The 25,086-nt window shown below is 70.6% G+C and carries 24 protein-coding genes; 16 read left to right on the top strand and 8 right to left on the bottom strand.

What is annotated here, in order from left to right; genetic code table 11:
• The first annotated feature begins 2 nt into the window (after positions 1-2).
• The 3 genes from AW273_RS03150 (at position 3) to AW273_RS03140 (ending at position 1,820) form a co-directional block, all read left to right on the top strand.
• On the top strand, positions 3-1,049 hold the full coding sequence (locus AW273_RS03150; protein ID WP_062344949.1) for a sulfotransferase family protein: 1,047 nt from the start codon (positions 3-5) through the stop codon (positions 1,047-1,049).
• 73 nt (positions 1,050-1,122) lie between these two features.
• A complete protein-coding gene (locus AW273_RS03145; protein WP_062344947.1) occupies positions 1,123-1,497 on the top strand; it encodes a type II toxin-antitoxin system RelE/ParE family toxin in 375 nt (124 codons plus the stop codon).
• On the top strand, positions 1,494-1,820 hold the full coding sequence (locus tag AW273_RS03140; protein WP_062344945.1) for a helix-turn-helix domain-containing protein: 327 nt from the start codon (positions 1,494-1,496) through the stop codon (positions 1,818-1,820). The genes AW273_RS03145 and AW273_RS03140 overlap by 4 nt, the downstream gene beginning before the upstream one ends.
• Here AW273_RS03140 and AW273_RS03135 read toward each other — a convergent pair.
• The 5 genes from AW273_RS03135 to AW273_RS03115 all read right to left on the bottom strand — a co-directional run bounded on the left by AW273_RS03135 (position 1,817) and on the right by AW273_RS03115 (position 8,067).
• Positions 1,817-2,875, bottom strand: a complete 1,059-nt coding sequence (locus AW273_RS03135) for a glycosyltransferase (RefSeq protein WP_062344943.1) — start codon at positions 2,873-2,875, stop codon at positions 1,817-1,819. The two genes, AW273_RS03140 and AW273_RS03135, sit on opposite strands and share 4 nt — an antisense overlap.
• Positions 2,872-5,586 carry a CDP-glycerol:glycerophosphate glycerophosphotransferase gene (locus AW273_RS03130; protein WP_232327043.1) on the bottom strand — a complete coding sequence of 905 codons (2,715 nt, stop codon included), beginning with the start codon at positions 5,584-5,586 and terminating at the stop codon, positions 2,872-2,874. Before AW273_RS03130 ends, AW273_RS03135 begins: the two co-directional genes overlap by 4 nt.
• A gap of 110 nt (positions 5,587-5,696) precedes the next feature.
• Positions 5,697-6,311, bottom strand: a complete 615-nt coding sequence (locus tag AW273_RS03125) for an SRPBCC family protein (RefSeq protein ID WP_062344941.1) — start codon at positions 6,309-6,311, stop codon at positions 5,697-5,699.
• 90 nt (positions 6,312-6,401) lie between these two features.
• The gene (locus AW273_RS03120; RefSeq protein ID WP_062344939.1) at positions 6,402-6,614 is read right to left on the bottom strand and encodes a hypothetical protein; all 213 of its coding nucleotides are present in this window, start codon (positions 6,612-6,614) and stop codon (positions 6,402-6,404) included.
• Positions 6,604-8,067 (bottom strand): PspC domain-containing protein, encoded by a 1,464-nt coding sequence (locus AW273_RS03115; RefSeq protein WP_198167976.1) that lies wholly within the window; start codon positions 8,065-8,067, stop codon positions 6,604-6,606. The genes AW273_RS03120 and AW273_RS03115 overlap by 11 nt, the downstream gene beginning before the upstream one ends.
• Before the next feature lie 158 nt (positions 8,068-8,225).
• Between AW273_RS03115 and AW273_RS03110 the strand changes: the two genes are divergently transcribed.
• Genes AW273_RS03110 through AW273_RS03090 form a run of 5 tightly spaced genes read left to right on the top strand, consistent with a single transcriptional unit; the run spans position 8,226 to position 13,029 of the window.
• Complete coding sequence (locus AW273_RS03110; RefSeq protein WP_369409024.1) at positions 8,226-9,371, top strand: PspC domain-containing protein; 1,146 nt, start codon at positions 8,226-8,228, stop codon at positions 9,369-9,371.
• Positions 9,368-10,006 carry a response regulator gene (locus AW273_RS03105; RefSeq protein ID WP_030451408.1) on the top strand — a complete coding sequence of 213 codons (639 nt, stop codon included), beginning with the start codon at positions 9,368-9,370 and terminating at the stop codon, positions 10,004-10,006. Before AW273_RS03110 ends, AW273_RS03105 begins: the two co-directional genes overlap by 4 nt.
• 27 nt (positions 10,007-10,033) lie before the next feature.
• A complete protein-coding gene (locus tag AW273_RS03100) occupies positions 10,034-11,491 on the top strand; it encodes a glutamate-cysteine ligase family protein (protein WP_062344933.1) in 1,458 nt (485 codons plus the stop codon).
• A 51-nt stretch (positions 11,492-11,542) separates the two neighbouring features.
• On the top strand, positions 11,543-12,268 hold the full coding sequence (locus AW273_RS03095) for a neutral zinc metallopeptidase (protein ID WP_062344931.1): 726 nt from the start codon (positions 11,543-11,545) through the stop codon (positions 12,266-12,268).
• A 17-nt stretch (positions 12,269-12,285) separates the two neighbouring features.
• Positions 12,286-13,029: a CPBP family intramembrane glutamic endopeptidase gene (locus AW273_RS03090; protein ID WP_232327041.1), complete on the top strand. Its 744-nt coding sequence runs from the start codon at positions 12,286-12,288 to the stop codon at positions 13,027-13,029.
• On the opposite strand, the gene AW273_RS03085 is transcribed toward AW273_RS03090, so the two are convergent.
• Entirely contained in the window at positions 13,018-13,737 is a 720-nt protein-coding gene (locus tag AW273_RS03085) for a PIG-L deacetylase family protein (protein WP_062344927.1), read from the bottom strand. The genes AW273_RS03090 and AW273_RS03085 overlap by 12 nt on opposite strands.
• A gap of 75 nt (positions 13,738-13,812) precedes the next feature.
• On the opposite strand from AW273_RS03085, the gene pcrA reads away from it, so the two are divergent.
• Both pcrA and AW273_RS03075 read left to right on the top strand, forming a co-directional pair.
• Positions 13,813-16,029: a DNA helicase PcrA gene (gene pcrA / locus AW273_RS03080; RefSeq protein ID WP_232327039.1), complete on the top strand. Its 2,217-nt coding sequence runs from the start codon at positions 13,813-13,815 to the stop codon at positions 16,027-16,029.
• An 88-nt stretch (positions 16,030-16,117) separates the two neighbouring features.
• A complete protein-coding gene (locus AW273_RS03075; protein WP_062344925.1) occupies positions 16,118-17,047 on the top strand; it encodes an amidohydrolase family protein in 930 nt (309 codons plus the stop codon).
• Positions 17,048-17,052: 5 nt separating this feature from the next.
• Here AW273_RS03075 and AW273_RS03070 read toward each other — a convergent pair whose 3' ends face one another.
• Positions 17,053-17,904, bottom strand: a complete 852-nt coding sequence (locus AW273_RS03070; RefSeq protein ID WP_062344923.1) for a hypothetical protein — start codon at positions 17,902-17,904, stop codon at positions 17,053-17,055.
• A 186-nt stretch (positions 17,905-18,090) separates the two neighbouring features.
• Here AW273_RS03070 and icmB point away from each other — a divergent pair, with 186 nt between their 5' ends.
• The 4 genes from icmB (at position 18,091) to AW273_RS03050 (ending at position 22,420) form a co-directional block, all read left to right on the top strand.
• Positions 18,091-18,492 carry a coenzyme B12-dependent isobutyryl CoA mutase small subunit gene (gene icmB, locus AW273_RS03065; RefSeq protein ID WP_062344921.1) on the top strand — a complete coding sequence of 134 codons (402 nt, stop codon included), beginning with the start codon at positions 18,091-18,093 and terminating at the stop codon, positions 18,490-18,492.
• A 214-nt stretch (positions 18,493-18,706) separates the two neighbouring features.
• Positions 18,707-19,888, top strand: a complete 1,182-nt coding sequence (sucC, locus tag AW273_RS03060; RefSeq protein ID WP_062344919.1) for an ADP-forming succinate--CoA ligase subunit beta — start codon at positions 18,707-18,709, stop codon at positions 19,886-19,888.
• Entirely contained in the window at positions 19,888-20,763 is an 876-nt protein-coding gene (sucD, locus tag AW273_RS03055) for a succinate--CoA ligase subunit alpha (RefSeq protein WP_062344917.1), read from the top strand. Before sucC ends, sucD begins: the two co-directional genes overlap by 1 nt.
• 121 nt (positions 20,764-20,884) lie before the next feature.
• Positions 20,885-22,420 carry a cell division protein PerM gene (locus AW273_RS03050; protein ID WP_062344916.1) on the top strand — a complete coding sequence of 512 codons (1,536 nt, stop codon included), beginning with the start codon at positions 20,885-20,887 and terminating at the stop codon, positions 22,418-22,420.
• Here AW273_RS03050 and AW273_RS03045 read toward each other — a convergent pair.
• Positions 22,417-22,818: a hypothetical protein gene (locus tag AW273_RS03045; protein ID WP_063909808.1), complete on the bottom strand. Its 402-nt coding sequence runs from the start codon at positions 22,816-22,818 to the stop codon at positions 22,417-22,419. The genes AW273_RS03050 and AW273_RS03045 overlap by 4 nt on opposite strands.
• A gap of 95 nt (positions 22,819-22,913) precedes the next feature.
• On the opposite strand from AW273_RS03045, the gene purN reads away from it, so the two are divergent.
• Both purN and purH read left to right on the top strand, forming a co-directional pair.
• Entirely contained in the window at positions 22,914-23,522 is a 609-nt protein-coding gene (purN, locus tag AW273_RS03040) for a phosphoribosylglycinamide formyltransferase (protein WP_083949459.1), read from the top strand.
• 22 nt (positions 23,523-23,544) lie between these two features.
• Positions 23,545-25,086, top strand: a complete 1,542-nt coding sequence (purH, locus tag AW273_RS03035) for a bifunctional phosphoribosylaminoimidazolecarboxamide formyltransferase/IMP cyclohydrolase (protein WP_062344909.1) — start codon at positions 23,545-23,547, stop codon at positions 25,084-25,086.

Below are 25,086 nucleotides of genomic sequence, written 5' to 3'. Positions count from 1 at the left end.
TTATGGAGACCCTGGACCGGCCGGTCTTCGTCATCGGCTGCCCGCGCTCGGGCACCACGATGCTGCAGCTCATGCTGCACAGTCACCCGCGGATCGCGGTCCCGCCGGAGACCCGCTTCATGATCCAGGCCTACCACGCCCGACGCCGGCACGGCGACATGCGGCGCCCGGACAACCGGCGCCGCCTGGCCGAATGGGTGGCCGGCGGAAAGGACACCAAGTTCCGCGAACTGGGCCTCGACCGCGTCGAGTACGTCGACCACGCGGTGGCGGCCCCCGGCTCGCTCGGCTCGGTCCTGGGCACGGTGTTCCGCGACTACGCGGCCCGCTTCGGCAAGCCGAGGTGGGGCGACAAGCGCCCGAGCTACTTCAAGCACGTGGGCATGCTGCTGCGCCTGTTCCCGGACGCCCAGTTCATCCACCTGGTCCGCGACGGCCGCGACTGCGTGGCCTCGCTGATGGAGATGCCCTGGTACAAACTGGACGTCTACCACGCCATCGCGAACTGGGCCGAGGCGATCGACTTCGGCCGCCACCACGCCGCCCACCTCCCCGCCGGTTCCTACTACGAACTCCGGTACGAGGACCTGACGGCCGACCCGGAGTCGTCCCTGAAGCGCCTGTGCGGCTTCATCGGCGAGGACTACGACCCGGCGATGTGCGAACCCCGGCACGTCGCCCAGGTGGCCGTGCCGGCCCACAAGGTCTGGCACGCCAACACCCACACGGCCGTCACGACGGCCCGCAGCGGTAGCTGGTCGAACCGGCTGGAGCCCTGGCAGATCTCCCTGTGCGAGACCGTTCTGGGCTCCCGTCTGGAAGCCCACGGCTACGCCCTGAGCGACGCCCCCCGCGCCGACCGCGGCCACCGCACGGCCTACCGGACGACGGCGGCCAAGCGACGCGGCGCCCGGCTGAAGCGGGTGGGGCGGGAACGCCTGGTCCGGTTGTGGGAACCGGGCCCGATCCCGGCCCTGCTGACCTCGGGCCAGCGCGAACTGGCCGGGCTACTGCCCCTGCCACACGGCCAACTGGTCGAATCGTCGTAGACGGGGGATTTCCTGGGATTCCAGCCCTGGGAAATCCCCGCTCGGGACATTATCCTGAGGTTATGTTTCGTGCATGATCTGGGATGTCGTCCTTCTGGAGCCCGTGGAGTCGTGGTTCTTGGAACTCGTCAAATCCGACCTCGTCACCGCGGAGTTGATCGAGGACGCTATCGATCAGCTCGCTGAGGTCGGTCCCACCCTGGGGCGGCCTCTCGTCGACACCCTTGAGCACAGCAATCTTCCGAACCTGAAAGAACTGCGGCCAGGCTCGACAGGGAGATCGAAGATCCGGTTGCTCTTCGTCTTCGACCCCGACCGGTCGGCGATCTTCCTGGTCGCCGGTGATAAGGCGGGACAATGGTCCCGCTGGTATGACAAGGCCATACCTCTCGCTGAGGCACGCTACGCCGAATACCGGGCGAAGCTGGAAAAGGAGGTTGATCGATGAAAGCCCGCCGCTGGGAAGACGTCAAAGCCGAGGCGCATCGTCTGAATCCTGAGATGGCCGATCCCGAACGCAAGGCGAAGGCTCGTGCCCTGCAAGACGCGTATGTCGCCGGCTATCAGCTAGGGGAACTCCGCAAATCCCTGGGTAAGACGCAAGCGGACATCGCGAAGATCCTTGGCGTCTCACAGTCCAGAATCTCCCAGATCGAGAACGGCAACCTCGAAGTCATGGAGCTGGAGACGCTGCGGGCCTATGCCGCCGCGCTGGGCGGGCACCTCGACGTCACGATCAACGTCGGGTCCCACTCGATCAAGGTCGCCTAGCGGCTCAGGTGGGCGAAGAGGTGTTCCCACTGGTCGAGGACGGGTTCCAGGCGGAAGGCGTCCGCGTGGGCGCGGGCGGCGGCGCCCATCTCGGCTCTTCTCGGTTCGTCGTCCATCAGCTCCGCCAGCGCCGTCGCCAGAGCCGTCACGTCGCCCGGGGGGACCAGGACGCCCGTCACGCCGTCGTCGATCAGGGTGCGGACCCCGCCGGAGACGTCGAAGGCGACCGTCGGGATGCCGAAGGCCGCCGCCTCGCCCAGAACCAGAGGGAAGCCCTCGTGATCGCTCGACAGGGCCACCAGTGACGCGGCGCGATATTCGGTCGGCATCTCCCCGGCGGGAATCCGGCCCCGGAACACGACCTTGTGTGACACGCCCTCGGTCACGGCGTGCAGCATGAGGCGGTCGGTGTCGGGGCCGTCTCCGATCAGGTGGAGTTCCCAGTCGGGGCGGCCGGTGCGGGCGAAGGCCGAGATCAGGCGGTCGAAGCGTTTGACGCCGGTCAGGCGGCCCACGCCCAGGATCCGGGTCCTCCGCAGCGGCGACGGGCGGTGCGGCCAGCCGGGCAGCGGGTTCGGGATGTGCCAGGTGTTGGGGAGCAGGGCCTCCTCCGAGAAGCGCCACGCGTCGTCCTCGCTCAGGAAGACGGCCTGGTCGAGGTCGCCGTAGTGGGCCTTGACCGCGCCGAAGTGCCAGGTGCCCCGGGCGTGGGCGAACGAGCCGTGGTACTGGCCGATGCCGCGGTGGCCGCCCAGGAGGCCCGACAGGCGGCCGACGACCCCCGGTGAGGTCATCACGAGCAGGCCGGGCGCGATTCCGTCCAGGAGCCGCCGGGCTCGTTTGGCCGCGCCGAAGCCCCAGCGCGGGCCGCGGTTGAGCTCGTGGCGGCCGTAGGCCGGGTCTTCGACGTACGTCACCGGGTCCAGCGACATGTGCAGGCCGATCACGTGGACGTCGTAGCCGCGCCGGGCCAGGCCCTGGGCCAGCGTGTGGGTGACCCGCTGCAGGCCGCCGAGCGTGTCGGCGTCCAGGCAGGCGAAGGAGACGGTGTTCACAGGGCGGCCTCCGTCGGCTGCGGGATCACGGCGACTGGCGTCTCGGGTGTCACGCCCTCGAAGAACGTGTCCACGACCCGCGCCGCCGCGTGGCCGCGCTCCTCGGCGCACCACGTCCGGCGGAAGGCGGCGTAACGTTCGGGGCTCCACGGGTCGCGGATGGCGGCGGCCAGTTCCCGCGTCGTGGTGACGCAGGGGCCGGGGGCGATCTCGGGCAGGTCATAACGGCTGCCGCGTTCGGTCTTCCGGTAGGTCTCCCAGTCGTCGACGAGGAAGACCATCGGCTTGCCCGTCACGGCGAAGTCGCACATCAGCGACGAGTAGTCGGTCACCAGCACGTCGGCGGCCAGCAGCAGGTCGTTGACCTCGGGGTAGCCGCCGGCCTGGCGGGCGAACCAGCGCAGGTCCTGCGGGATCACGTGCCTCTCGATCGGGTGGGTGCGCAGCACCAGGACCCACTCGTCGCCCAGTTCGGCGGCCAGCTCGCGCAGGTCGGCCCGGACGGAGGCGCCCCTGGAGAGGTCCCGATACGTGGGCGCGTACACGACGATCTTCTTGGCGGCGGGGATCTCCAGGTCCCGGCGCACCCGGGCCGCCGCCTCGGGGTCGCCGTGGAACAGCACGTCGCAGCGTGGCGAGCCGTGGCGCAGCACCGGGCCGGCGTACTCGTTGGCGGGGATGAAGGTGCGTTCGAACTCGGCGCCGGGGGAGACCAGGGCGTCCCAGCGGGCCACGTTGGCGCGCCACTCCTCACGCGGGCCGGGGAAGTCGCCGCGCAGGTCGGGGGCGTCCAGGCCGATCGACTTGATGCCCTGGCCGTGCCAGGTCTGCAGGTAGCGGGTGCCGCGCGGTTTCGGGAAGCCGAGCGGCATGCCGTGGCTGTCGACCCACCAGCCGGCGCGGGCCATGGTCCAGACGTGCCGCCAGCTCATCCGGCGGACCGTCGTCAGGTGACCGGGGAACACGCCCGAGGCGCGCGACCAGACGGCGCGCAGGTTCGACCCCCGCCGGACGAGCTCCTCGTGGACGTAGCGCGGGTGACCGGTGTAGCCCCGGCCGCAGTCGGCCTCGAACAGGACCAGGTCCTTCTTGCGCGGGACGACGCGGATGAGCACCTTGTAGACGGCCAGTTTCACGTCTCTGGCGGCCAGCCGCCTCCGTAGCCGGGCCGGGAGCCCGGCGGCCCGCAGGGCGTGCGGCCGGATGAACGGCCGCCGCGCGACGGCCCGTACCAGGCCCGTTCTGCGCCAGTGCAGCCGCAACGTCGCGGTGTCGCCGAGGGGGCGGGCGGTGATCTCATACCCCTTGGTTCTCAGCGTCAGCGGCTCCAGGCCCGCACCGACCAGCAGCGGGTCGCTGGTGGTGTGGCCGTCGAGCGGGCGGGTGAAGCCCAGGCGCGGTTCGCGGGCGCCGCCGCGGCCCGGCGGGATCGTGGCCAGGTCGACGACGACCTCGGTCCTGATCGTCCCGTCGGGCTGGCGGCGCGGGATCAGCCGGATCCGGTGCCTGCCGGTGATGAGGTCGGCCACGTCGTCCAGGCCGACGACGCCGAAGGGGTCGTAGGTGGTGATCGACATCGACAGGACCGAGCCGGCGGCGGAGATCTCGGTGACCTCGTGGCGCAACCGGGCCTCCGAATAGGGCAACTCGGCCAGCCGCATGTCGGTGATCTCGAAGGCCGGGTCGGGCTCGGTGCCCCAGTAGGTCAGGCCGTCGACCCTGACCGCGTGCCGGGGCGGCGCCTTCGGGCCGGTCAGGCTGCGCGCGGCCACACACAGGTCCTCGACGCGGTCGCGCAGCAGCAACTCGCCGCAGACCCGCGTCATCGGGTCGGCCCGCTCCAGTACGCCCGGCTCCAGGCGCTCCAGGTAGGGACGCACCACGGCGGCCATCTCCTTGGCCCACACCGCGTCGAACCGGGGCAGCGCGTTCAGGTAGACCCGCAGGTCCTGCTGGACGAACCGGGACTGGCGGCGGGCGACCAGGTCGCCCATCCCGGCGTCGCGCAGCGCCTGGTCGGCGGCCTCGGCGGCGGCGACCCGGGACCGCGCGTTGGCCACGTCGCGCAGGCTCAGGGAGATCGACGGGTTCTCGCCGGTCGCCCGGTGCCACAGGTAGACGGGCCACGGCACCACCGCGAACCGCCGCGCTTCGGCGTAGAGGCGGGCGGTGAAGACGTGGTCCTCGTAGTGGAGGTCCTCACGGAAGCGCAGGTCGTGGCGGCGCAGGAACTCGACGTCGTAGATCTTGTTGGTCGAGAAGCCGTCGAGGAACAGGCCGGGCTCGGCCCGGATGCCCTCGACCAGGCGTCTGCGCCGGAACAACTCCGGGTAGTAGGGCGCGCTCGTCCCGCCGGCGTCGTAGTGGCGCACGATCTGGCCGGCCACGAAGTCGGCGCCGGTCCGTTCGATCTCCGCCAGCAGCGCCTTGCAGGCGTGTCTCGGCAGTTCGTCGTCGCTGTCGAGGAACATGACGTAGGGCGCCCGCGCCGCGTCGAGCCCCGCGTTGCGCGGCGCCCCGCAGCCGCCGGAGTTCCGGTCGAGCCGGAGGTAGTGCACCCCGGGGAACCGGCCGGCCACGTCGGCGGTGTCGTCGGTGCTGGCGTCGTCGACGACGATGATCTCCAGGTCGCGGAGGGTCTGGGCGTAGAGGGACCGCACGGCCCTCGGGAGGCGGGCCGCGTCGTTGTAGGTGATCACGACCACACTCACAGCCGGTCGGGCCGCCATACCCACCCCCATATCAGATGAAAATCACTGATATGGGATGTTCCCTGACGAAATCGGACGATTGCCCTCTGTAGTCATCTTTTGCCGACGACTTACCGGCGGCCCCACCGCCGGACGGCGTAGACGATCAACCCGATCGCGCCGAGCCCGCCCACCACCGGGGCCAGCCGCTTGACCAGGGACGCCCCGGCGGCCTCCCGCAGGTCGAAGGCCTCCTCGTCGGCCGTCCGGGAGGTGCGCAGCGTGCCGGACGGATGGGACTCGTGGATGGGATCGGGCACGACCGTCAGATGCCGCCGCCCCTCGATCACGGCGGCCAGGTTGGCGGCGAACCGTGTGCCGACGTCGTCGAGGACCGGCCGCGGCAGGTCGGTCGCGCACGTCGTCACGAGCGTGACCCGGGTGCCCGCCACGTCTTCCAGCAGGTGGGCCACCATGGCCGCCTCGGTGGCGCCGGTCGCGTGCACGCCCTCGGCGACGACCTCGACGCTCCGGGCGTCCTTGTCGACGTTGGCGATGCGGGCGCTGCCCCGGTAGTCGACCGTGAGCGGGCCGACCCTGACCCGCATCCTCCCGGTGGCCGTGTCGCCCTCGACGGAGTCGAGTGTGACGCCGGGCAGGCAGGGGGCCAGCCGTTCAACGTCGAGGAGGACCGACCACGCCTGGTCGACCGGGACCGGCACGGTGAACTCGTGCTCGAATCGCATGGCTCGACTCCGTTCTCTCAAAGCCGCTCCGGAGACAACTACCGCCAAACTCCGAACGTACGCCTGCGCAGTCCCAGATCAACCCCCGGGTCACCGCTTCCGGATCACCTTGGCCAGGATTCCCGCGATTCCCGCGACTCCCAGGCCCCCGATGAGGATGGGCCCGATGATCGCCGGGTCGGGTGTCGGGTCGGTCAGGTAACGCACCCCGACCCCCACGAACAGCAGGCCGCACAGCAGCGCCATCCAGTCGGTCCGGTGGCCCCTCTTGCGGTCGTTCCGCTCCGGCACGTCAGGCGCCACGGCGCACCTCCACGTCGCCGACGCCCGCCGAGACGTACAGCTCGATCGTGGCCGCGAGGCCGTCGGGGCTGGTCACCGGGTCGAGGACCCGGCTGATCCGGACGCCGGCGCCGTCGCTGACGTGGTGGTCGATCTTGACGTCGCCCAGGCGGGTGGCGCCGTGCACCTCGATGACGGCGTCGGGTGGCACGACCACGGTGAGCTGGCCCAGTGACACCGAGGCGTCGAACCTGACCCGCGACCCGGGCGCGAGTTCGAGGTCGGTCAGGTCGAGTTCGCCGGCCCCGACGCCCACGGCGTAGGTGCGCGCGGCGGTGGCGACGGTCGTCGGGTGCCACGAGTAGCTGCCGACCCGCTTCTCTATGCCGGTGACCGACGTGCCGACCACCAGGGCCACCGCGACGATCACGCCGAGCGCGATCAGCCCGGCCCCCCGGCCGAACCAGGCGGCGACGAGCAGGCCCCCTCCGATGACGGCCAGCACCGCCCCGCCGACCATCGGCAGACTCACCGAATCGGTCCCGGGCTGCTGCACGGCGACCATGACCCCTCCAACGATCATTGCGAGCACGAATGTCAGGACGCCGACGAAGGACCTGCGCTTCTTGACCTTCGGCGCCTTGGGTGGTTTGGGCGGTTTGGGTGGCCTGGGCGGCGCCGGTGGCGGCGCGGGCGCCCTCTTGGCGAACGGCCCGTGCGGGGCGAACGCGTCGCCGGCCGCGTAGGCCGCCTGCCTGGCCTCGTAGGCCAGATCGGACAACCGCCGGTAGCCGTCGGGCGACGTCGGCGGGGGAGGGGTCCGGGGATACTCCCGCGTCGGCCGCCGCGCCTCGGGCGCCGGTTCCTGGTCGGCCGAGCTCGCCGACGGGTAGCGGCCGAACGACATCCGGTAGGACTCGCGGAACGACTCCCGTACCGTCTCCCGGAGGTTCCCGCCCGTCGCCCCCGCGGTGAAGGCCCCCAGCGTGAACGCCGGGGCGGCGGCGGGCGGCGGCTCCATCTTCGTGGTGCCCCGGCGTCCCGCCAGCCGTTCGGGAAGCGACGTGATCAGCCCGAGCACGTCGACCCCCCGCGCGTGGGCCGCCAGCAGCGTGATCGCCAGCAGCACCCCCACCACGATGGTCCCCCGGTCGATGCCCCCCGAGGCCAGGTTGATGATCAGACCGAGCGTGAAGACGGCCACGAGCAGGGCCGTCACGGTCTCGGGGTCGAATATCCTGCGCGTCCACTGCTCGACGTAGCCGGGCCCCCCGCCCGGCTCGCGCATCAGCAGGAAAGCCGCGATGTAGAGGAACAAGCCGATGCCCGACCCCAGCAGCAGCACCGCGAAACCCACGCGGAACAGCACCGGGTCCATGCCCGTGAAGCGGCCCATCCCGGCGCACACGCCCATGAGCATGCGCCCGTCGGACGAACGGGCGAGCGGGATCTCCTCGGGTGGTGCCTCGGTCATGGTGCCCATCCTGTCCGTTTTCCTGGGATGACCGCCATCGGGGACGTCCCTGAAAGCCTTCTCAGGGACTCGCCCTGATGCGTCCGCGCGAGACGACATGTGACGATGCAGGAGCAATGTCGGATAACCCTGGCGCCGCCGAGGCGTCCCCCAGATTGATGAGGCCCCGGGCGGGGCGCGTGGTCGCCGGAGTCGCCCAAGGGGCCGCCGCTCAGCTGCGCCTCGACCCGGTCGTGCTGCGGCTGGCGTTCGTGCTGCTCACGATCCTCGACGGGGTCGGGGTGGTGGCGTACGCCGCCCTGTGGATGTTCACCGCGACCGAGCCCACCGAACAGCCCCACGGCAGCCGCGACTGGGGCCAGGTGGCGGCCTACGGCCTGCTCGGGTTCGCCTTCGGAGCGCTCGCCCTGGTCAGCGGGGCGGCGGCCGGCGGGCTCGCCATGTGGCCGATCGCCGTCGGCGGGATCGGCTCCCTCATCCTGTGGCAGCAGGCCGAGCCGGGCCGGCGGCAGAAGTGGATGACCTCGACCGTCGGCCGGGTGCGCGCCACCTGGGTCAGGTCGGGCATCGGCCTGCTGCTCGTCGGCGTCGGGGTCATCGGGTTCCTCGCGGCGCAGGACCAGCTCGCCCAGGCGAGCACCGGGCTGGTGTTCACCGGGGTCGTGCTCGGCGGGGTCGCCCTGATCGCCGCGCCGTGGCTGGCCGCGTTGTGGCGGGAGTTGCAGAAGGAGCGCACCGAGCGCATCCGGCAGGAGGAGCGCGCCGAGGTCGCCGCGCACGTCCACGACTCGGTGCTGCACACCCTGACCCTGATCCAGCGTGCCGCCCACGACCCCCGCGAGGTCACCCGCCTGGCCCGCAGCCAGGAGCGCGACCTGCGCAACTGGCTCTACATGCCGAAACAGGACGCCGACGCCACCCTGGCCGCCGCCGTCCGGCGGGCCGCGGCCGAGGAGGAGGACGCCCACGGCGTCCCGATCGAGATCGTCTGCGTCGGCGACTGCGACCTCGACGACGGCCTCCGCGCGATGGTCCACGCGACCCGGCAGTCGATGGTCAACGCGGCGAAGTATTCCGAATCGCCCGTGGTATCGGTTTACCTTGAGGTCGAACCCGGCGAGGCCACCGTTTTCGTCCGGGATCGCGGGAAGGGGTTCGTGCTTGACGACGTACCGGACGACCGCATGGGCATCCGCCAGTCGATCATCGGCCGGATGGAGCGCTTCGGCGGCACGGCCCGCGTCAAGACCGCCCCTGGCGAGGGCACCGAGATCATGCTGACGATGAAGAGGACCACCCCATGAAGACGGTAAGAGTGCTGATCGTGGACGACCACCGGCTGTTCCGGTCGGGGGTGCGGGCCGAGCTCGGCCCCTCCATCCAGGTGGTCGGCGAGGCCGAGGACGTGGAGTCGGCCGTGGCCACGATCGCCGAGCTCGAACCCGATGTGGTCCTGCTCGACGTGCACATGCCGGGGGGCGGCGGGGTCGAGGTGCTGCGCCGGGTGCTCGGCTCCGGGGCGCAGGTCCGGTTCCTGGCGCTGTCGGTCTCCGACGCCGCCGAAGACGTGATCGGCGTGATCCGGGGCGGCGCGCGGGGCTACGTGACCAAGACGATCAGCGGCGCCGAGCTGACCGACGCGATCACCCGCGTGGCCGACGGCGACGCGGTCTTCTCGCCCCGCCTGGCCGGTTTCGTGCTCGACGCGTTCGCCTCGACCGAGGCCCCGCCGATCGACCCCGAGCTCGACTCCCTGACGCAGCGTGAGCGGGAGGTGCTCCGGCTGATCGCGCGCGGGTACGCGTACAAGGAGATCGCGAAGGAGCTCTTCATCAGCGTGAAGACCGTGGAGACCCATGTCTCCTCGGTGCTCAGGAAACTCCAGCTCTCCAACCGCCACGAGTTGTCCCGCTGGGCCACCGCACGCCGGCTGGTCTGAGCGCGCCGGGTGTGACACGCTGCACAAATGGGGCGTGACGTACCCGCGACGCAGTTCAGCCGCGACGACCGGCGGCGCTACCGCGACAAACTGAAGCGCTCGCTCGACGTGCTCGCCCGCATGCTCGGCGAGGCGCGGTTCGACTCCGAACGGCCGCTGGCCGGCCTGGAGATCGAGCTCAACCTGGTCGACGACCGGGGCGAGCCGGCGATGAAGAACGCCGAGGTCCTCGACGCGATCTCGGCGCCCGACTGGGACACCGAGCTGGGCCAGTTCAACGTCGAGATCAACGTGGCCCCCCGGGAGCTCGGCGGGCCCGGCCTGGTCGAGCTGGAGCAGACCGTCCGCAACAGCCTGAACCACGCCGAGGCGCAGGCCCGCACGGTCGGCGGCCACATGGTCCTGGTCGGCATCCTGCCGACGCTGAAGGAGAGCGACCTCTCCGAGGCCACGCTGTCGGCCAACCCCCGCTACAGGCTGCTGAACGAGCAGATCTTCGCCGCCCGGGGCGAAGACCTGCGCATCGCGATCGACGGCGTCGAGCGCCTGCACACCTACGCCGACAGCATCACCCCCGAGGCCGCCTGCACCAGCGTCCAGCTCCACCTGCAGGTCAGCCCGCGCAACTTCGCCGCCCACTGGAACGCCGCCCAGGCCATCGCCGGGCCGCAGGTCGCCGTGGCCGCCAACTCGCCCTACCTGTTCGGCAGGGAACTCTGGCGCGAGACCCGGCTGAGCCTGTTCGAGCAGGCCACCGACACCCGCCCCGAGGAGCTCAAGGCCCAGGGCGTGCGCCCCCGCGTCTGGTTCGGCGACCGGTGGATCACCTCGGTCTTCGACCTGTTCGAGGAGAACAACCGCTACTTCCCGGCGCTGCTGCCGCTCTGCGACGACGAAGACCCGGCGATGGTCCTGGAGGCCGGGGGAGTGCCCACGCTGAGCGAGCTGACCCTGCACAACGGCACGGTCTACCGCTGGAACCGGCCCGTCTACGACATCTCCGGCGGCCTCCCCCACCTGCGCGTCGAGAACCGGGTCCTGCCGGCCGGCCCGTCGGTGGCCGACATCCTCGCGAACGCGGCGTTCTACTACGGCCTGATGCGCGTGTTGCCCTTCGCCGAACGCCCGGTCTGGACGCAGATGTCGTTCTCCGCCGCCGCCGACAACCTGCGCGCGGCGGCCCGCCACGGCATCGACGCCCGCCTCTACTGGCCCGGCATGGGCGAGGTCACCGCCTCGGAGCTGATCCTGCGCCGCCTGCTGCCGCTGGCCCACGACGGCCTGAAGTTGTGGGGCTGCGACCCCAAGTGCCGCGACCGCCTGCTCGGCATCATCGAACAACGCTGCCTGACCGGGGTGACCGGCGCGACCTGGCAGGTCCGCAAGGTGCGTGAACACGGCGGCGGCCACGAGGGCCTGCGCCTGATGACGCTGGAGTACATGGCCAACATGCACACCAACGAACCCGTCCACCAGTGGGGCTAGAACTCCGGGCTTCTCAAGAAATATCCGCCTTTGGGCGGGCAGGATGAGGGCGTGCAATTACGCAGGCTCCTGGCGATCTCCCTCCTGGCCCTGACCACGTCGTGCGGTTCCGTGACCGCCCCCGATCCCGAGGCCGGACCGGCTCCCGAGGTGACCACGCCCGACCTGATCGAGACCGACCTCGACCCGCCCGCCGACCCGCCGTCCTCCGACTGCGAGGTCAGGGGCGAGAACTTCTCCGAGGACGTCCGCCTCGCCCGGTGCATGACCGAGGAGTTCTGGACGCAGCAGTTCACCGCCTCCGGCGGCACCTACCAGCCGATCAGCCGGTTCGTCGAGTACAACGGCGACGACGGCCCGGCGTGCGGCGATCAGCCCGCCGTGCCGAACAACGCCTTCTACTGCCCCGACGGCCACTTCATCGCCTACGACGCGACCTGGCTGCAGAGCCTCTACGACCAGCTCGGCGACGGCGCCGTCTACCTCGTGATCCCGCACGAGTTCGGGCACTCCGTGCAGAACCAGCTGATGTCGAACTTCGAGTTCTCCGTCCAGGCCGAGCTCCAGGCCGACTGCTACGCGGGCGGGACCCTCAACGGCCTGATCGCCGCCAACCGGCTGCAGGCGCAGGAGGGGGACGACGTCGAGCTGATGGCCAACCTGGAGGCGGCCGGCGACCCGACCGACGCGTGGTGGGAGCCGGGAGCCCACGGGACCGCGCAGCAGCGGCAGCTCAACTTCGCGCGCGGCTTCGAACGGGGCGTCGGGGCCTGCTGAAGGGGCAGACCTACCTGATGGCTCACGCGATGGCGAGTGGACAGGCCCGGCCACGACGGGTTCGGCGACCGGGAGCGGCGCTCGGGGCGGCGGTGGGGGTGCTGGCCGCGGCCAACGTCCTCAACAACACGGTGGCGCGCCGCTACGCGCCGCTGACCTCGGCGGTGGCGACGGGCGCGCTCCTCCTGATAGCCCGCCGGGCCGGGGCGGGGCCCCGCGACCTCGGCTTCGCCTCACCCGCCCGGGGCGCGCTGATCGGCGGCGGCCTGGCCGTCGCCGTGGCGGCCGGCTACACCGGCGGCGTGCTGCTGCCCCCGACGCGGCGCCTGTTCCTGGACGAACGGGCCCTGGCGCTGACCCGGGCCCGGCTGTTCGAGGAGGCGCTGCTACAGGTGCCGGTCGGGACGGTCCTGCTGGAGGAGGTCGCCTTCCGGGGGGTGCTCCCCGAGTTGTTCGGCCACTCGTTCAAGCCCCGGACCGCCTCGGCGGCCTCCAGCCTGCTGTTCGGGTTGTGGCACGTGCTGCCCGCCCTCGACATGGCCCGCGCCAACCCGGCCGCCGCCAGGGCCGGCGCCTCCCGGCTGGTCGCCGGGACCGTGGCCACCACGACCCTGGCCGGCCTGGGCTTCCACGAACTGCGCCGGCGCGGTGGCCTGCTCGCCCCCGCTCTCCTGCACGTGGCGACCAACTCGCTGGGTTTCCTCGCGGCCCGGGGCGCCCGCCGGATGGACGCCCGGAGGACCCGCCGCTCAGCCCGTTGAGACCACGTGGAACGCCTCGGCGTACGTCCCCTCGGGCAGCCCGCCGGCCCGCGCGTTGGCCGACAGGAAACCCTTGACGAAGTCCTCCATGCCGTCCATGTGGCCGGTCTGGGACTCGTGGGCGCGCAGGGCGGCGAGCTTGCGGTCGAGCGTCGCGGTCACGTCGACCCAGTGGTTGGGGGTGGGGGAGCCGATCATCCAGACCTCGCGGACCGTCCAGGCCTCCAGGCCCTCCTCGGCGAGCAGGTCGGGGAAGGCGTAGGGGTTGCGGGCGTCGGGGTAGACGGCGTCGAGGGTGGCCGAGCCGACCGCGCGGTGGTCGGGGTGGGTCGGCCCGAGCCGCACGTAGTTGCGCTCCGGCGTCGAGGTGATCACCAGGTCGGGCCTGACCTGGCGGATCACCCGGGCGATGTCCTTGCGCAGCGCCAACGTCGCCTCGACGGCCCCGTCGGGGTAGCCGAGGTGGCGGATGTCGGCGACCCCGACGTGCTTGGCGGCGGCCGCCTGCTCGGCACGGCGGAGCTCGGCCATGCCGACGCCGTCGACGGCCCGGTCGAAGCCCCCGGCGTCACCCGAGGTGGCCAGCAGGTAGACGACCTGGACGCCCTGGTCGGTGAACGAGGCGACGGTGCCCGCGCCCCCGAAGTCGATGTCGTCGGGGTGGGCGGTCACCACCAGCACGGTCTGGATCTCGGCGGCGTCCAACATGTGTCCTCCCGGAAGTCGGTCGCGGATGTTCGTTCACTTGAGCGAACTGTCGCTGCGCGGCCCTACGCTAGACGGGTGACCCATCCCTTGCTTGACGGCCTCAACCCCCAGCAGAAGGAGGCCGTCGTCCACCAGGGCGGCCCGCTCCTCATCGTCGCGGGGGCCGGTTCCGGCAAGACCCGGGTCCTGACCCATCGCATCGCCTACCTGCTGGCCGAGCGCGACGTCCATCCGGGTGAGATCCTCGCGATCACCTTCACCAACAAGGCCGCCCGCGAGATGAAAGACCGGGTCGACAAGCTGATCGGCCCGCGCTCCAAGGCCATGTGGGTGATGACCTTCCACAGCGCCTGCGTCCGCATCCTGCGCCGCGAGGCCAAGCGGCTGGGCTTCACCACCAGCTTCTCGATCTACGACCAGGCCGACTCCCAGCGGCTGATGGCGCTGGTCTGCCGCGAGATGGACCTCGACCCCAAGCGCTACCCGCCGAGGTCGTTCTCCGCCCAGGTCAGCAACATGAAGAACGAGCTGATCGACTACGAGACCGCCGCCGACAAGGCGCAGACCCACCTTGAGAAGACGCTCGCCGAGGCCTACCGCACCTACCAGCGCCGCCTCACCGAGGCCGGCGCGATGGACTTCGACGACCTGATCATGCTCACGGTCACGCTGTTCCAGCTCTTCCCCGAGGTCGCCGAACACTACCGGCGCCGGTTCCGCCACGTCATGGTCGACGAATACCAAGACACCAACCACGCGCAATACACGCTGGTCAGGGAGCTCGTCGGCGTCGAGCCGCTCAAGGCGGCCGGTGAAGACGCGGTCGCCCCCGCCGAGCTCGTGGTGGTCGGCGACGCCGACCAGTCGATCTACGCCTTCCGCGGCGCCTCGATCCGCAACATCCTGGAGTTCGAGCGCGACTACCCGTCGGCCAAGACGATCCTGCTGGAGCAGAACTACCGCTCCACCCAGACGATCCTCAACGCCGCCAACGCGGTCATCTCCCGCAACGAGAGCCGCAAGCCCAAGAATCTCTGGTCCGACCAGGGCGCCGGCCCCAAGATCATCGCCTACGTCGCCGACAACGAGCACGACGAGGCCACCTTCGTCGCCCAGGAGGTCGACCGCCTCTCCGACGACGAGGGCGTCACCCCCGGCCAGGTCGCGGTCTTCTACCGCACCAACTCGGCCTCCCGCGTGTTCGAAGAGATCTTCATCCGCACCGGCCTGCCCTACCGGGTGGTCGGCGGCGTGCGCTTCTACGAGCGCAAAGAGGTCAAAGACCTGCTGGCCTACCTGCGCGTGCTGGCCAACCCCAGCGACACGGTGTCGCTGCGCCGCATTCTCAACGTGCCCAAGCGCGGCATCGGCGACCGCGCCGAGTCGATGGTCGAGGCGTTCGCGTCCAGGGAGCGCGTCTCCTTCTGGGAGGGCCTGCGCCGCGCCGAGGAGGCCCCCGGCATCGCGACCCGCTCGCTCAACCAGATCCGCGAGTTCGTGTCCCTCCTCGACGACCTGCGGGCCAAGGAGCTGCCGATCTCCGACCTGGCCGAGGAGATCCTCACCTCGACCGGCTACCGCACCGAGCTGGAGACCTCCGGCGACCCGCAGGACGAAAGCCGCATCGAGAACCTCAACGAGCTGATCTCGGTCGCGTCCGAGTTCGAGGCGGCCAACCCCGAGGGCACCCTGGTCGACTTCCTGGAGCAGGTCTCCCTGGTCGCCGACGCCGACTCGATCCCCGACCCCGACGGCGAGAGCGGCGGCGTGGTGACCCTGATGACCCTCCACACCGCCAAGGGCCTGGAGTTCCCCGTGGTCTTCCTGACCGCGATGGAAGACGGCGTCTTCCCCCACATGCGCTCCCTGAGCGACCCGAGGGAACTGGAGGAGGAACGCCGTCTCGCCTACGTGGGCATCACCCGCGCCGAGAAGCGCCTCTATCTGTCCCGCGCCGCCGTCCGCACGGCCTGGGGGGCCCCCTCCTTCAACCCGGCCTCCCGCTTCCTCGCCGAGGTGCCCCAAGACCTGGTCGAGTGGCGCAACGACCCGAAGAAGAACGCCTGGGGCGCCGCGACCAAACGCGAGACCCGCCCGCTCGCGAGCCGCGGCGGCGGCAAGCCCGCCGTCCAGTTCACCGCGGGCGACCGCGTGACCCACGACCAGTTCGGGCTGGGCACGGTCCTTGAGGTCGAGGGCGAGGGCGAGAAGACCCGGGCGAGAATCGACTTCGGCAGCGCGGGCGTGAAAACCCTCATGACCCACTACGCGAGAAGCCTCGAAAAACTGTAGACGCGGCGTTTTCCGGCCGGTGGTGGGTCTTTTCTCCCGTTACGAATGCGATATTTCCTGACGCGTACACCCGAGAGACGAGGATCACATGGCCGGCGAACTGATCGACGTGCACGCCCACTTCGTGACCGGTGACTACATCGCCGCCGCCACCGAGGCGGGGCACGTCACCCCCGACGGCATGCCCCGATGGCCCGCCTGGACCCCCGAAGACCACCTGAGCCTGATGGACGTCAACGGCATCCGGAAGTCGTTCCTCTCGGTCTCCTCGCCGGGCACCCACTTCGGCGACGACCTCGCGGCCCGGAAGCTCTCGCGGCAGGTCAACGAATACGCCGCCGACCTGGCCAGAAGGCGGCCCGACCGGTTCGGCCACTTCGCCTCGCTGCCGCTCCCCGACGTCGAGGGGGCCCTGGCCGAGGCCGGTCACGCCCTCGACGAGCTGGGCAGTGACGGGGTGGCCCTGATGAGCAACGCCCACGGCCGCTATCTCGGCGACCCGGCCTACGAGCCGCTCTGGGAGGAGCTCGACCGGCGGCGGGCGGTGGTGTTCGTCCACCCGACCTCGCCGGTCAACCACGAGCAGGTCGCGATGGGGCGGCCGAGGCCGATGCTGGAGTTCATCTTCGACACCACCCGGACCGTCTCCGACCTGGTGTTCACGGGGGTCCTGACGCGGCACCCGGGGATCAGGTGGATCTTCACCCACGGCGGGGGCGCTCTGCCGCTGCTGTCCGACCGCATGGAGTTGTTCCGGACCGCCTTCTTCGGCGGCTCGCCCGCCGATCCGTCGGTCCTGGACCAGGTCGGGAGGTTGTGGTTCGACCTCGCCGGGACGCCGTTCCCCCGGCAGGCGCCGGCCCTGGAGAAGGCCTTCGGCACCGGTCAGATCCTCTACGGCAGCGACTACTGCTTCACGCCGCCCCCGGCGGTGGCCGCCCAGGTGGCGTCGGTCGACGCGACCTGGCGGGCGCTGACCACGGCCAACGCCCGCCGGTTGTGGTCACACGCGACCTGAGGAGGTCAGGCCGCCTCGGCCTTCAACGCGGCCAGCGAGGACGACAGGCCCGCGCCGCTGAAGTCGAGCTCGTCGAGCTCCGCGACGTCCTCGGTGGGCGCCTTGACGGACACCTTCGCGCCCCACGACACGAACCGGGAGTCGATGGTGACCGTCTCCTCGCCGTCCATCCGGAACGTGCGGTCCGACGTGGTCGTGACGATGCGGACCACCAGGCCCTTGGCGTTGACGTACAGCTTGTAGGACAACACCGACTTCTTCTGGGCGGAGGTCGGCATGCCCATCGAGCCGAGGCCCTGGAGCCACTTCGACGTTTTGTGGAGGTCGCCATAGGTGATCTTGCCGGCGTACACCGACCCGACCCGCTTGCTCTTCTTCAGCAGTTTCTGCAGCGTGGCCGGCTCGGCGGGGTTGATGAGCTGGCCGAACTGGCCGGTGACGCCCGACGCGAGGCCCTCGGGGAAGCGGACCCACGTCTTGCCCTCGGGCAGCAGGGCGCTGAGGGTGCCGCCCTTGATGTAGGCGATCTTGCCGACCTTGATGACCTGCTCCGGCTTGGCCATGGCCTGGAGGTCTTCCGGCATCTCCGCCACTTCGGAGGCCTTCATGTTGAGCTTCGTGGTGATGTCCGACGCGGCCACACCGGACCGGCCGAATTGGAGCGTTCCCGTGCGTCGGGTCAGGATCTCCTTGCCGACGAGGAACTTGTCATTGAACTTCACGCCGAGCCCGGTCTTGAACTGCGCCTTGAGCGCGGCGACGGGGTTCGGGGCGGCGGCCTGCGCGGGGGCCGCGCCGACAGCGGTCACGGCCGCGACGGCCGTGGCGCATGCCGCGATGGCGAGGGTTCGCCTCATTGGGGGGTTCCTCCGGGATGGGTCCCTGAATGGGAGAGGTGGGACGGGAGGATTCTGCCGGAACATCTACCTCAAATCGATCACTTATCGCGTCTTTTCACAAACTTCACACTTGAAACTCCAACAAACTCCGTCAGGCCGAGGCTTCGCCGAGACGTCCGGGGCGGCCGGGTTACAGTGCGAACCATGGAATCCAGGATCAGGATCGTCGTCGCCAAACCCGGGCTCGACGGTCACGACCGCGGCGTGAAGGTCGTCGCCCGCGCCCTGCGTGACGCGGGCATGGAAGTCGTCTACACAGGTCTGCACCAGACCCCGGAGCAGATCGTCCGCACCGCCATCCAGGAGGACGCCGCCGCGATCGGGCTGTCGATCCTCTCCGGCGCCCACATGACCCTCTTCGCGAAGGTGATGGAACTCCTCCGTGAACAGGACGCCACCGACATCGTCGTCTTCGGCGGCGGCATCATCCCCGAGGAGGACATCCCCGCACTCCGCGACATGGGCGTGGCCGGCATCTTCACCCCCGGCGCGACCACCGACGAGATCGTCGAATGGGTGAAGGCGACGATCCCCGCCTCCGTCTGAGCGGGGCCCGACTCGCCCATTCGGTACGTATCCGGGAGCCCGCACACCCCCATCCCGGACGTCTAGTACATAACGGGAAAGTCGGCAACCCCCAAACGCCCCCCTATGACCGCGCCACACACGGCCTGGGGCTAGGCTTTCTGCGCGGAAATGCCAGGCAGGACGACGGCGCCCTGTCCAGTGGCGCCCTCGACATTCAAAGGGACGGACCCTCGTGGACCTGTTCGAACATCAGGCGAAGGAGCTCTTCGCCGCGTACGGCATCCCGGTGCCGCGCGGAATCGTCGCGCACACCGTGGCTGAAGCACGGGCGGCGGCCGAACAACTGACCGGGCGGGTCGTGGTCAAGGCCCAGGTCAAGACCGGTGGCCGCGGCAAGGCCGGCGGCGTGAAGGTGGCCGACGACGCCAACGACGCCGAGGCGAAGGCCAAGGCCATCCTCGGCATGGACATCAAGGGCCACACGGTCCACAAGGTCCTGATCGAAGAGGCGAGCGACATCGCGGAGGAGTACTACTTCTCCTTCCTGCTCGACCGCGCGAACCGTACCTTCCTCGCGATCTGCTCCGCCGCGGGCGGCATGGACATCGAAGAGGTCGCGCACACCGCCCCCGAGAAGGTGGCGAAGGTCCCGGTCAGCCCGATCGACGGGATCGACCGGGCCAGGGCGCGCGAGATCGCGCAGGCCGGCGGGCTGCCCGAGAAGTCGCTCGACGGGGCCGCCGAGCTCATCGAGCGCCTGTGGGCCGTCTTCGTCGACGAAGACGCCTCGCTCGTCGAGGTCAACCCGATGATCCTCGCGGCCGACGGCCAGGTGAAGGCGCTCGACGGCAAGGTCACCCTCGACGCCAACGCCGACTTCCGCCAGAAGGAGCATGAGGCCTACGTCGACAAGGCGGCCGAAGACCCCCTTGAGGCGCGGGCCAAGGAGAAGCACCTCAACTACGTGAAGCTCGACGGCAACGTCGGCATCATCGGCAACGGCGCCGGTCTGGTCATGTCCACCCTCGACGTGGTCGCCTACGCCGGCGAGCAGTTCCCCGGCTCGCCGAAGCCGGCCAACTTCCTCGACATTGGCGGCGGCGCCTCGGCCGAGGTGATGGCCAACGGGCTGGAGATCATCCTGTCCGACCCGGCCGTGAAGTCGGTGTTCGTGAACGTCTTCGGCGGCATCACCGCCTGCGACGCGGTCGCCGACGGCATCGTCAGCGCCTTCAAGCTGCTGGGCGACCGGGGCGAGGCGGTCACCCGCCCGCTCGTGGTTCGCCTCGACGGCAACAACGCGGCGCTGGGCCGCGAGATCCTCCAAGGCGCCGCCCTTCCGGGCGTCGAACTTGTCGACACCATGGACGACGCGGCCAAGCGCGCCGCCGAACTCGCCGCGGTAGGTGCGTAATGGCCATCTGGCTCACCGAGAAGAGCAGGATCATCGTCCAGGGCATCACGGGGTCCGAGGGCACCAAGCACACCCTGCGCATGCTGGCCTCCGGCGCCAACGTCGTCGGCGGCGTGAACCCGCGCAAGGCGGGCACCACCCACGAGGGCCTGCCGGTGTTCGCGACCGTCGCCGAGGCGATGGAGAAGACCAAGGCCGACGTCAGCGTCATCTTCGTGCCGCCGGCCTTCACCGCGAGCGCGGTCAAGGAGGCGATCGACGCCGAGATCCCCCTCGCGGTCGTCATCACCGAGGGCGTGCCGATCCACGACACGACCGAGTTCTGGGCCTACGCCGTCGCCAAGGGCAACAAGACCCGGATCATCGGCCCGAACTGCCCCGGCATCGCCTCGCCCGGCGCCTCCAACGCCGGCATCATCCCGGCCGACATCACCACCCAGGGCCGCATCGGCCTGGTCTCGAAGTCGGGCACGCTGACCTACCAGCTCATGTACGAGCTGCGCGACTTCGGCTTCTCCACGGCGGTCGGCATCGGCGGTGACCCGGTCATCGGCACCACCCACATCGACGCCCTCCAGGCGTTCCAGGACGACCCGGGCACCGACGCCATCGTCATGATCGGCGAGATCGGCGGCGACGCCGAGGAGCGCGCGGCGGCCTACATCGAGAAGAACGTGACCAAGCCCGTCGTGGCCTACGTCGCCGGTTTCACCGCCCCCGAGGGCAAGACGATGGGCCACGCCGGCGCCATCGTGTCGGGGTCGGCGGGCACCGCCCAGGCGAAGAAGGAAGCCCTGGAGAAGGTCGGCGTGCGTGTCGGCAAGACCCCCAGCGAGACCGCCCGTCTCATGCGGGAGATCATGCAGAACCGTTGATCATTCCCCGCGGACCCCGGTGCGAAGCGCGCCGGGGTTCGCGTTTTCCTGAGGACAAACGGGACGGCCCATCGGCGCGGCGTGACCGTGTTACGGCCCGCCCTTGAGAGCATCGGCTACTGTGACGGCGCTTCTCGACCAGATTCGGACAGTCCCCCGGGCCGTCTTCGGCGACGACGACCGGCGTCCGCTGCCGGTCTCGGGCATGCTGGCCGCGGCGGGCACACTCGGCATCGGCCTGGCGGTCCTCACGACGCTGACGCTGATCGGCTGGATCGCGGCACCGCGCGGCACGTTCGGCGCGGGGCTGCCGGGGGTGTTCCGGACCGCCTGCCAGCTCTGGCTGGCCGCCCACCACGCGGGGTTCGAGATCCCGGGCGGCGGCCGGGTCGGCCTGCTGCCGCTGGGCCTGATGATCCTGCCGGGCACCCTGCTCTACCGGGCCGGGTTGTGGATGGCCAGAGACGCCGACCTGCGGCTGCGGCTGCCCGCGCGGTTGCCGAAGGGCTCGTCCAAAGACCTGGCGAACGCCCGCCGCAAGGCCCAGCTCATCCTGATCGCCCGCGCCGGCATCTCGCTGGCCGCGCCCTACGCCCTGCTGGCCGGGATGATCGCGCTGGTGGCGCGCAACGAGGTGACCCAGCCGTTCGTGGCCGAGGCGCTGATCAGCCACCTGCTGCTGGCGTTCCTGGCCGGTTCGGTGGCGGTGGCCCGCACGATCGGGCCGTGGCGGGCGATGGTCCGGCTGCTGCCCGAACGGCCGCGCTCGGTCGTGGTGGGCACCTTCGTGGCCGTCTCGCTGATGCTGGTGGCCGGGCTGCTGCTGGTGCTGGGCATGATCGCGGTCAAGTTCGGCGAGATCAAGGCCCTCACCGACGTGCTCAAGCCGGGCCTCGTGGGCGGGGTGCTGCTGGCGCTGGTCGAGGTGCTCTACCTGTTCAACGCGGGGATCTGGGGGATGGCGTACATCACCGGGCCCGGGTTCGCCATCGGGGCCGGCACCCTGGTCGCGCCGACCGGGGTGAAACTGGGCGCCATCCCGTCGTTGCCGCTGCTGGGCGCGCTGCCCGAGTCGGGCCCGGTGCCGCCGTGGCTGATGGCCGTGGTGGCCGTCCCGTTCGCGGCCGGGGCGGTGGCCGGGGTGGTGGTCGCCCGCATCGCGCCCACGCCATCGCTGGAGGCGGCGCCGCTGTGGGGGTTCGTCTGCGGGCTGAGCTCGGGCGCGGTCGCCGGGCTGCTGGCGGCGTTGTCGGGCGGCCCGCTGGGTGGCGCCCGCATGGCCGCCGTCGGCCCCTCGGCGTGGGAGGTGGCCTTCTCGGTCACCCTCGAAGTCGGCGTGGCGGCGGGCATCTCGGCCGGGCTGGCCAACTGGTGGCTGATCTCCCACACGCCCGCGCAGCAGCCGATCGCCGAGGTCGTCACGAAGGTCAAGAAGAAGCGCAAGGCCAAGAAGCAGCCGCTGCCCGGTCACTGGATGGACGCCACCGAGGCCGACACCATCCCGATCCCGGTGATCCGCGACGTCGAGCCCGACGACCACGCCGTCGAGACCTTCGCCCGCAAACGCTCGACCCCGATCAGGCCCGACGACGACGAGGAGCCGATCGACGATCCGACCGGCGCCCACGTCACCTATCTGAACATCAAGGACGACTAGCCGGGCAGCGGCATGTTGGCCGGCCAGGGCATGCCGAGCTTGGCCTCCAGCGCCGTCTTCAACTGGGTGGAGCACTCGGTCTGCGCCGTGACGGTGCCGGCCCCCTTCAGGCACTCCGTGTACGCCGTCAGCTCGGTCCCCAGGTAGACCTGCACGGCCGTGCTGACCCCGCCGAGCAGGAACGCCAGCGTGGAGATGACCACCGCGCCGGTCGCCATGCCGGTCGGCTGGCCGCCCTTCTTGAGCGTCCGCAGGTCGCGGACGCCCACGATGAGGCCGAACACCGACAGGGCCAGGCCCATCGTCGGCACGAACAATGTGAAGATCAGCGCCATCAGAGCGAGGGCCAGCGCCCGGCGCCCGCCCATCTCCGCGGCCGTCTGCAGTGGTGTGGTCACGATCTCCCGCCTTGCTGATAGGGCCTTCACGCCGCACGACGGCGTGACCGATACCCTTTGTCACGCACCCGTTCACTTCCCCGAAGGAGACCGCTCTGTCTTCCCGGCTAGTGGTCCTCGTCTCGGGTTCGGGGACCAACCTACAAGCCCTTCTCGACGTCGCGGCAGATCCGGCCTACGGAGCGACCGTCGTGGCCGTCGGGGCCGACCGTCCGGAGATCGAAGGGCTGGCCCGCGCCGAACGCGCCGGTCTGCCCACCTTCACCGAGCGGGTAAGTGATCATACGGCCCGTACGGCGTGGGATTCCGCTCTGGCCGAGAAGATCGCCGAGTACAAACCCGATCTGGTGGTGTCGGCCGGGTTCATGAAGATCCTCGGCCCGGCCGTGTTGTCGCGGTTCACGGTGGTCAACACCCACCCGGCGCTCCTCCCGGCCTTCCCCGGAGCCCACGCCGTGCGCGACGCGCTCGCCTACGGGGTGAAGGTCACCGGCTGCACCGTCCACCTCGTCGACGACGGGGTCGACACCGGCCCGGTGATCGCCCAGACGGCGGTGCCCGTCGAAGACGGCGACGACGAGGCGACACTCCACGAGCGCATCAAGGTCGTCGAGCGCGGGCTGCTGGTCGAGGTGGTCGGGCGGATGGCCCGCGAGGGCTGGCGGGTCTCCGGGCGCACGGTGCGTCTGGGCACGACCCTCTGAACAGAACACAGGAGGCTACACAGTGACTCGGATCGCCATCCGGCGCGCGCTGATCACGGTTTACGACAAGACCGGCCTGGAAGACCTGGCCCGCGGCCTCGAAGCGGCGGGCGTCGAGATCGTCTCGACCGGCGGCACGGCCGCCGCCATCGCCTCCTACGGCATCCCGGTCACCAAGGTGGAGTCGCTGACGGGCTTCCCCGAGTGCCTCGACGGCCGGGTCAAGACCCTCCACCCGCGTGTCCACGCCGGGCTGCTGGCCGACGGCGCCAACCCCGATCACGTCACCCAGCTCGAAGAGCTGGAGATCGAGCCGTTCCAGCTCTGTGTGGTCAACCTCTACCCGTTCCGCGAGACGGTCGCCTCGGGCGCGTCCGACGCCGACTGCGTCGAGAAGATCGACATCGGCGGCCCGGCGATGATCCGCGCCGCCGCCAAGAACCACAACACGGTCGCGGTGGTCGTCGACCCGCGCTCCTACTCCTCGGTGCTGGCCGCGATCGGCGAGGGCGGCTTCACCGTCACCGAGCGCCGCCGCCTGGCCGCCACCGCCTACGCCCACACGGCCAGTTATGACGTGGCCGTGGCCTCCTGGTTCGCCAACGTCTACGCCCCCGAGGGCGAGTGGCCGACCTTCATGGGCGCCGACTGGACCCTCAAAGACGTGCTGCGTTACGGTGAGAACCCCCACCAGCGCGCCGCCCTCTACTCGACGGGCTCGGGCGGCCTGGCGGGCGCGCAGCAGCTCCACGGCAAGGAGATGTCCTACAACAACTACGTCGACGCCGATGCCGCCTGGCGCTCGGCCTGGGACTTCGACGCCCCGGCCGTCGCGATCATCAAACACGCCAATCCGTGTGGCATCGCCGTGGGTTCCGACGTGGTCGAGGCGCACCGCAAGGCCCACGAGTGCGACCCCGTCTCGGCCTACGGCGGTGTCATCGCGGTCAACCGCGAGGTCACCAGGGAGCTGGCCGAGCAGATCGCGCCCATCTTCACCGAGGTGGTCGTCGCGCCGTCGTTCGCCGACGACGCCCTGACCGTGCTGAAGGAGAAGAAGAACCTCCGGCTGCTGGCCTGCCCGCAGGGCCCCCGCAACGCCGCCGAGTTCCGGCGCGTCGACGGCGGGCTGCTGGTGCAGACCGTCGACCGCGTCGACGCGCCCGGCGACGGCGTCGCGGGGTGGGAACTGAAGGCCGGTCCGGCGGTCTCCGCCGAGACGCTGGCCGATCTGGAGTTCGCCTGGAAGGCCGTTCGCTCGGTCAAGTCGAACGCGATCCTGCTGGCCAGCGACGGCGCCTCGGTCGGCGTCGGCATGGGCCAGGTCAACCGGGTCGACTCGGCGCGCCTGGCGGTCACGCGGGCGGGGGAGCGGGCGGCCGGCTCGGTGGCCGCCTCCGACGCCTTCTTCCCGTTCGCCGACGGCCTGCAGGTGCTGGTCGACGGCGGCGTGACCGCGATCGTGGAGCCGGGCGGCTCGATCCGTGACGACGAGGTCATCGCGGCGGCGCAGGCCGCCGGGGTGAGCCTCTACTTCACCGGCACCCGACACTTCTTCCACTAG

It is taken from the genome of Herbidospora yilanensis (genome assembly GCF_001570565.1).
GTDB lineage: Bacteria > Actinomycetota > Actinomycetes > Streptosporangiales > Streptosporangiaceae > Herbidospora > Herbidospora yilanensis.
This window is presented reverse-complemented; position numbering and strand designations above follow the sequence as displayed.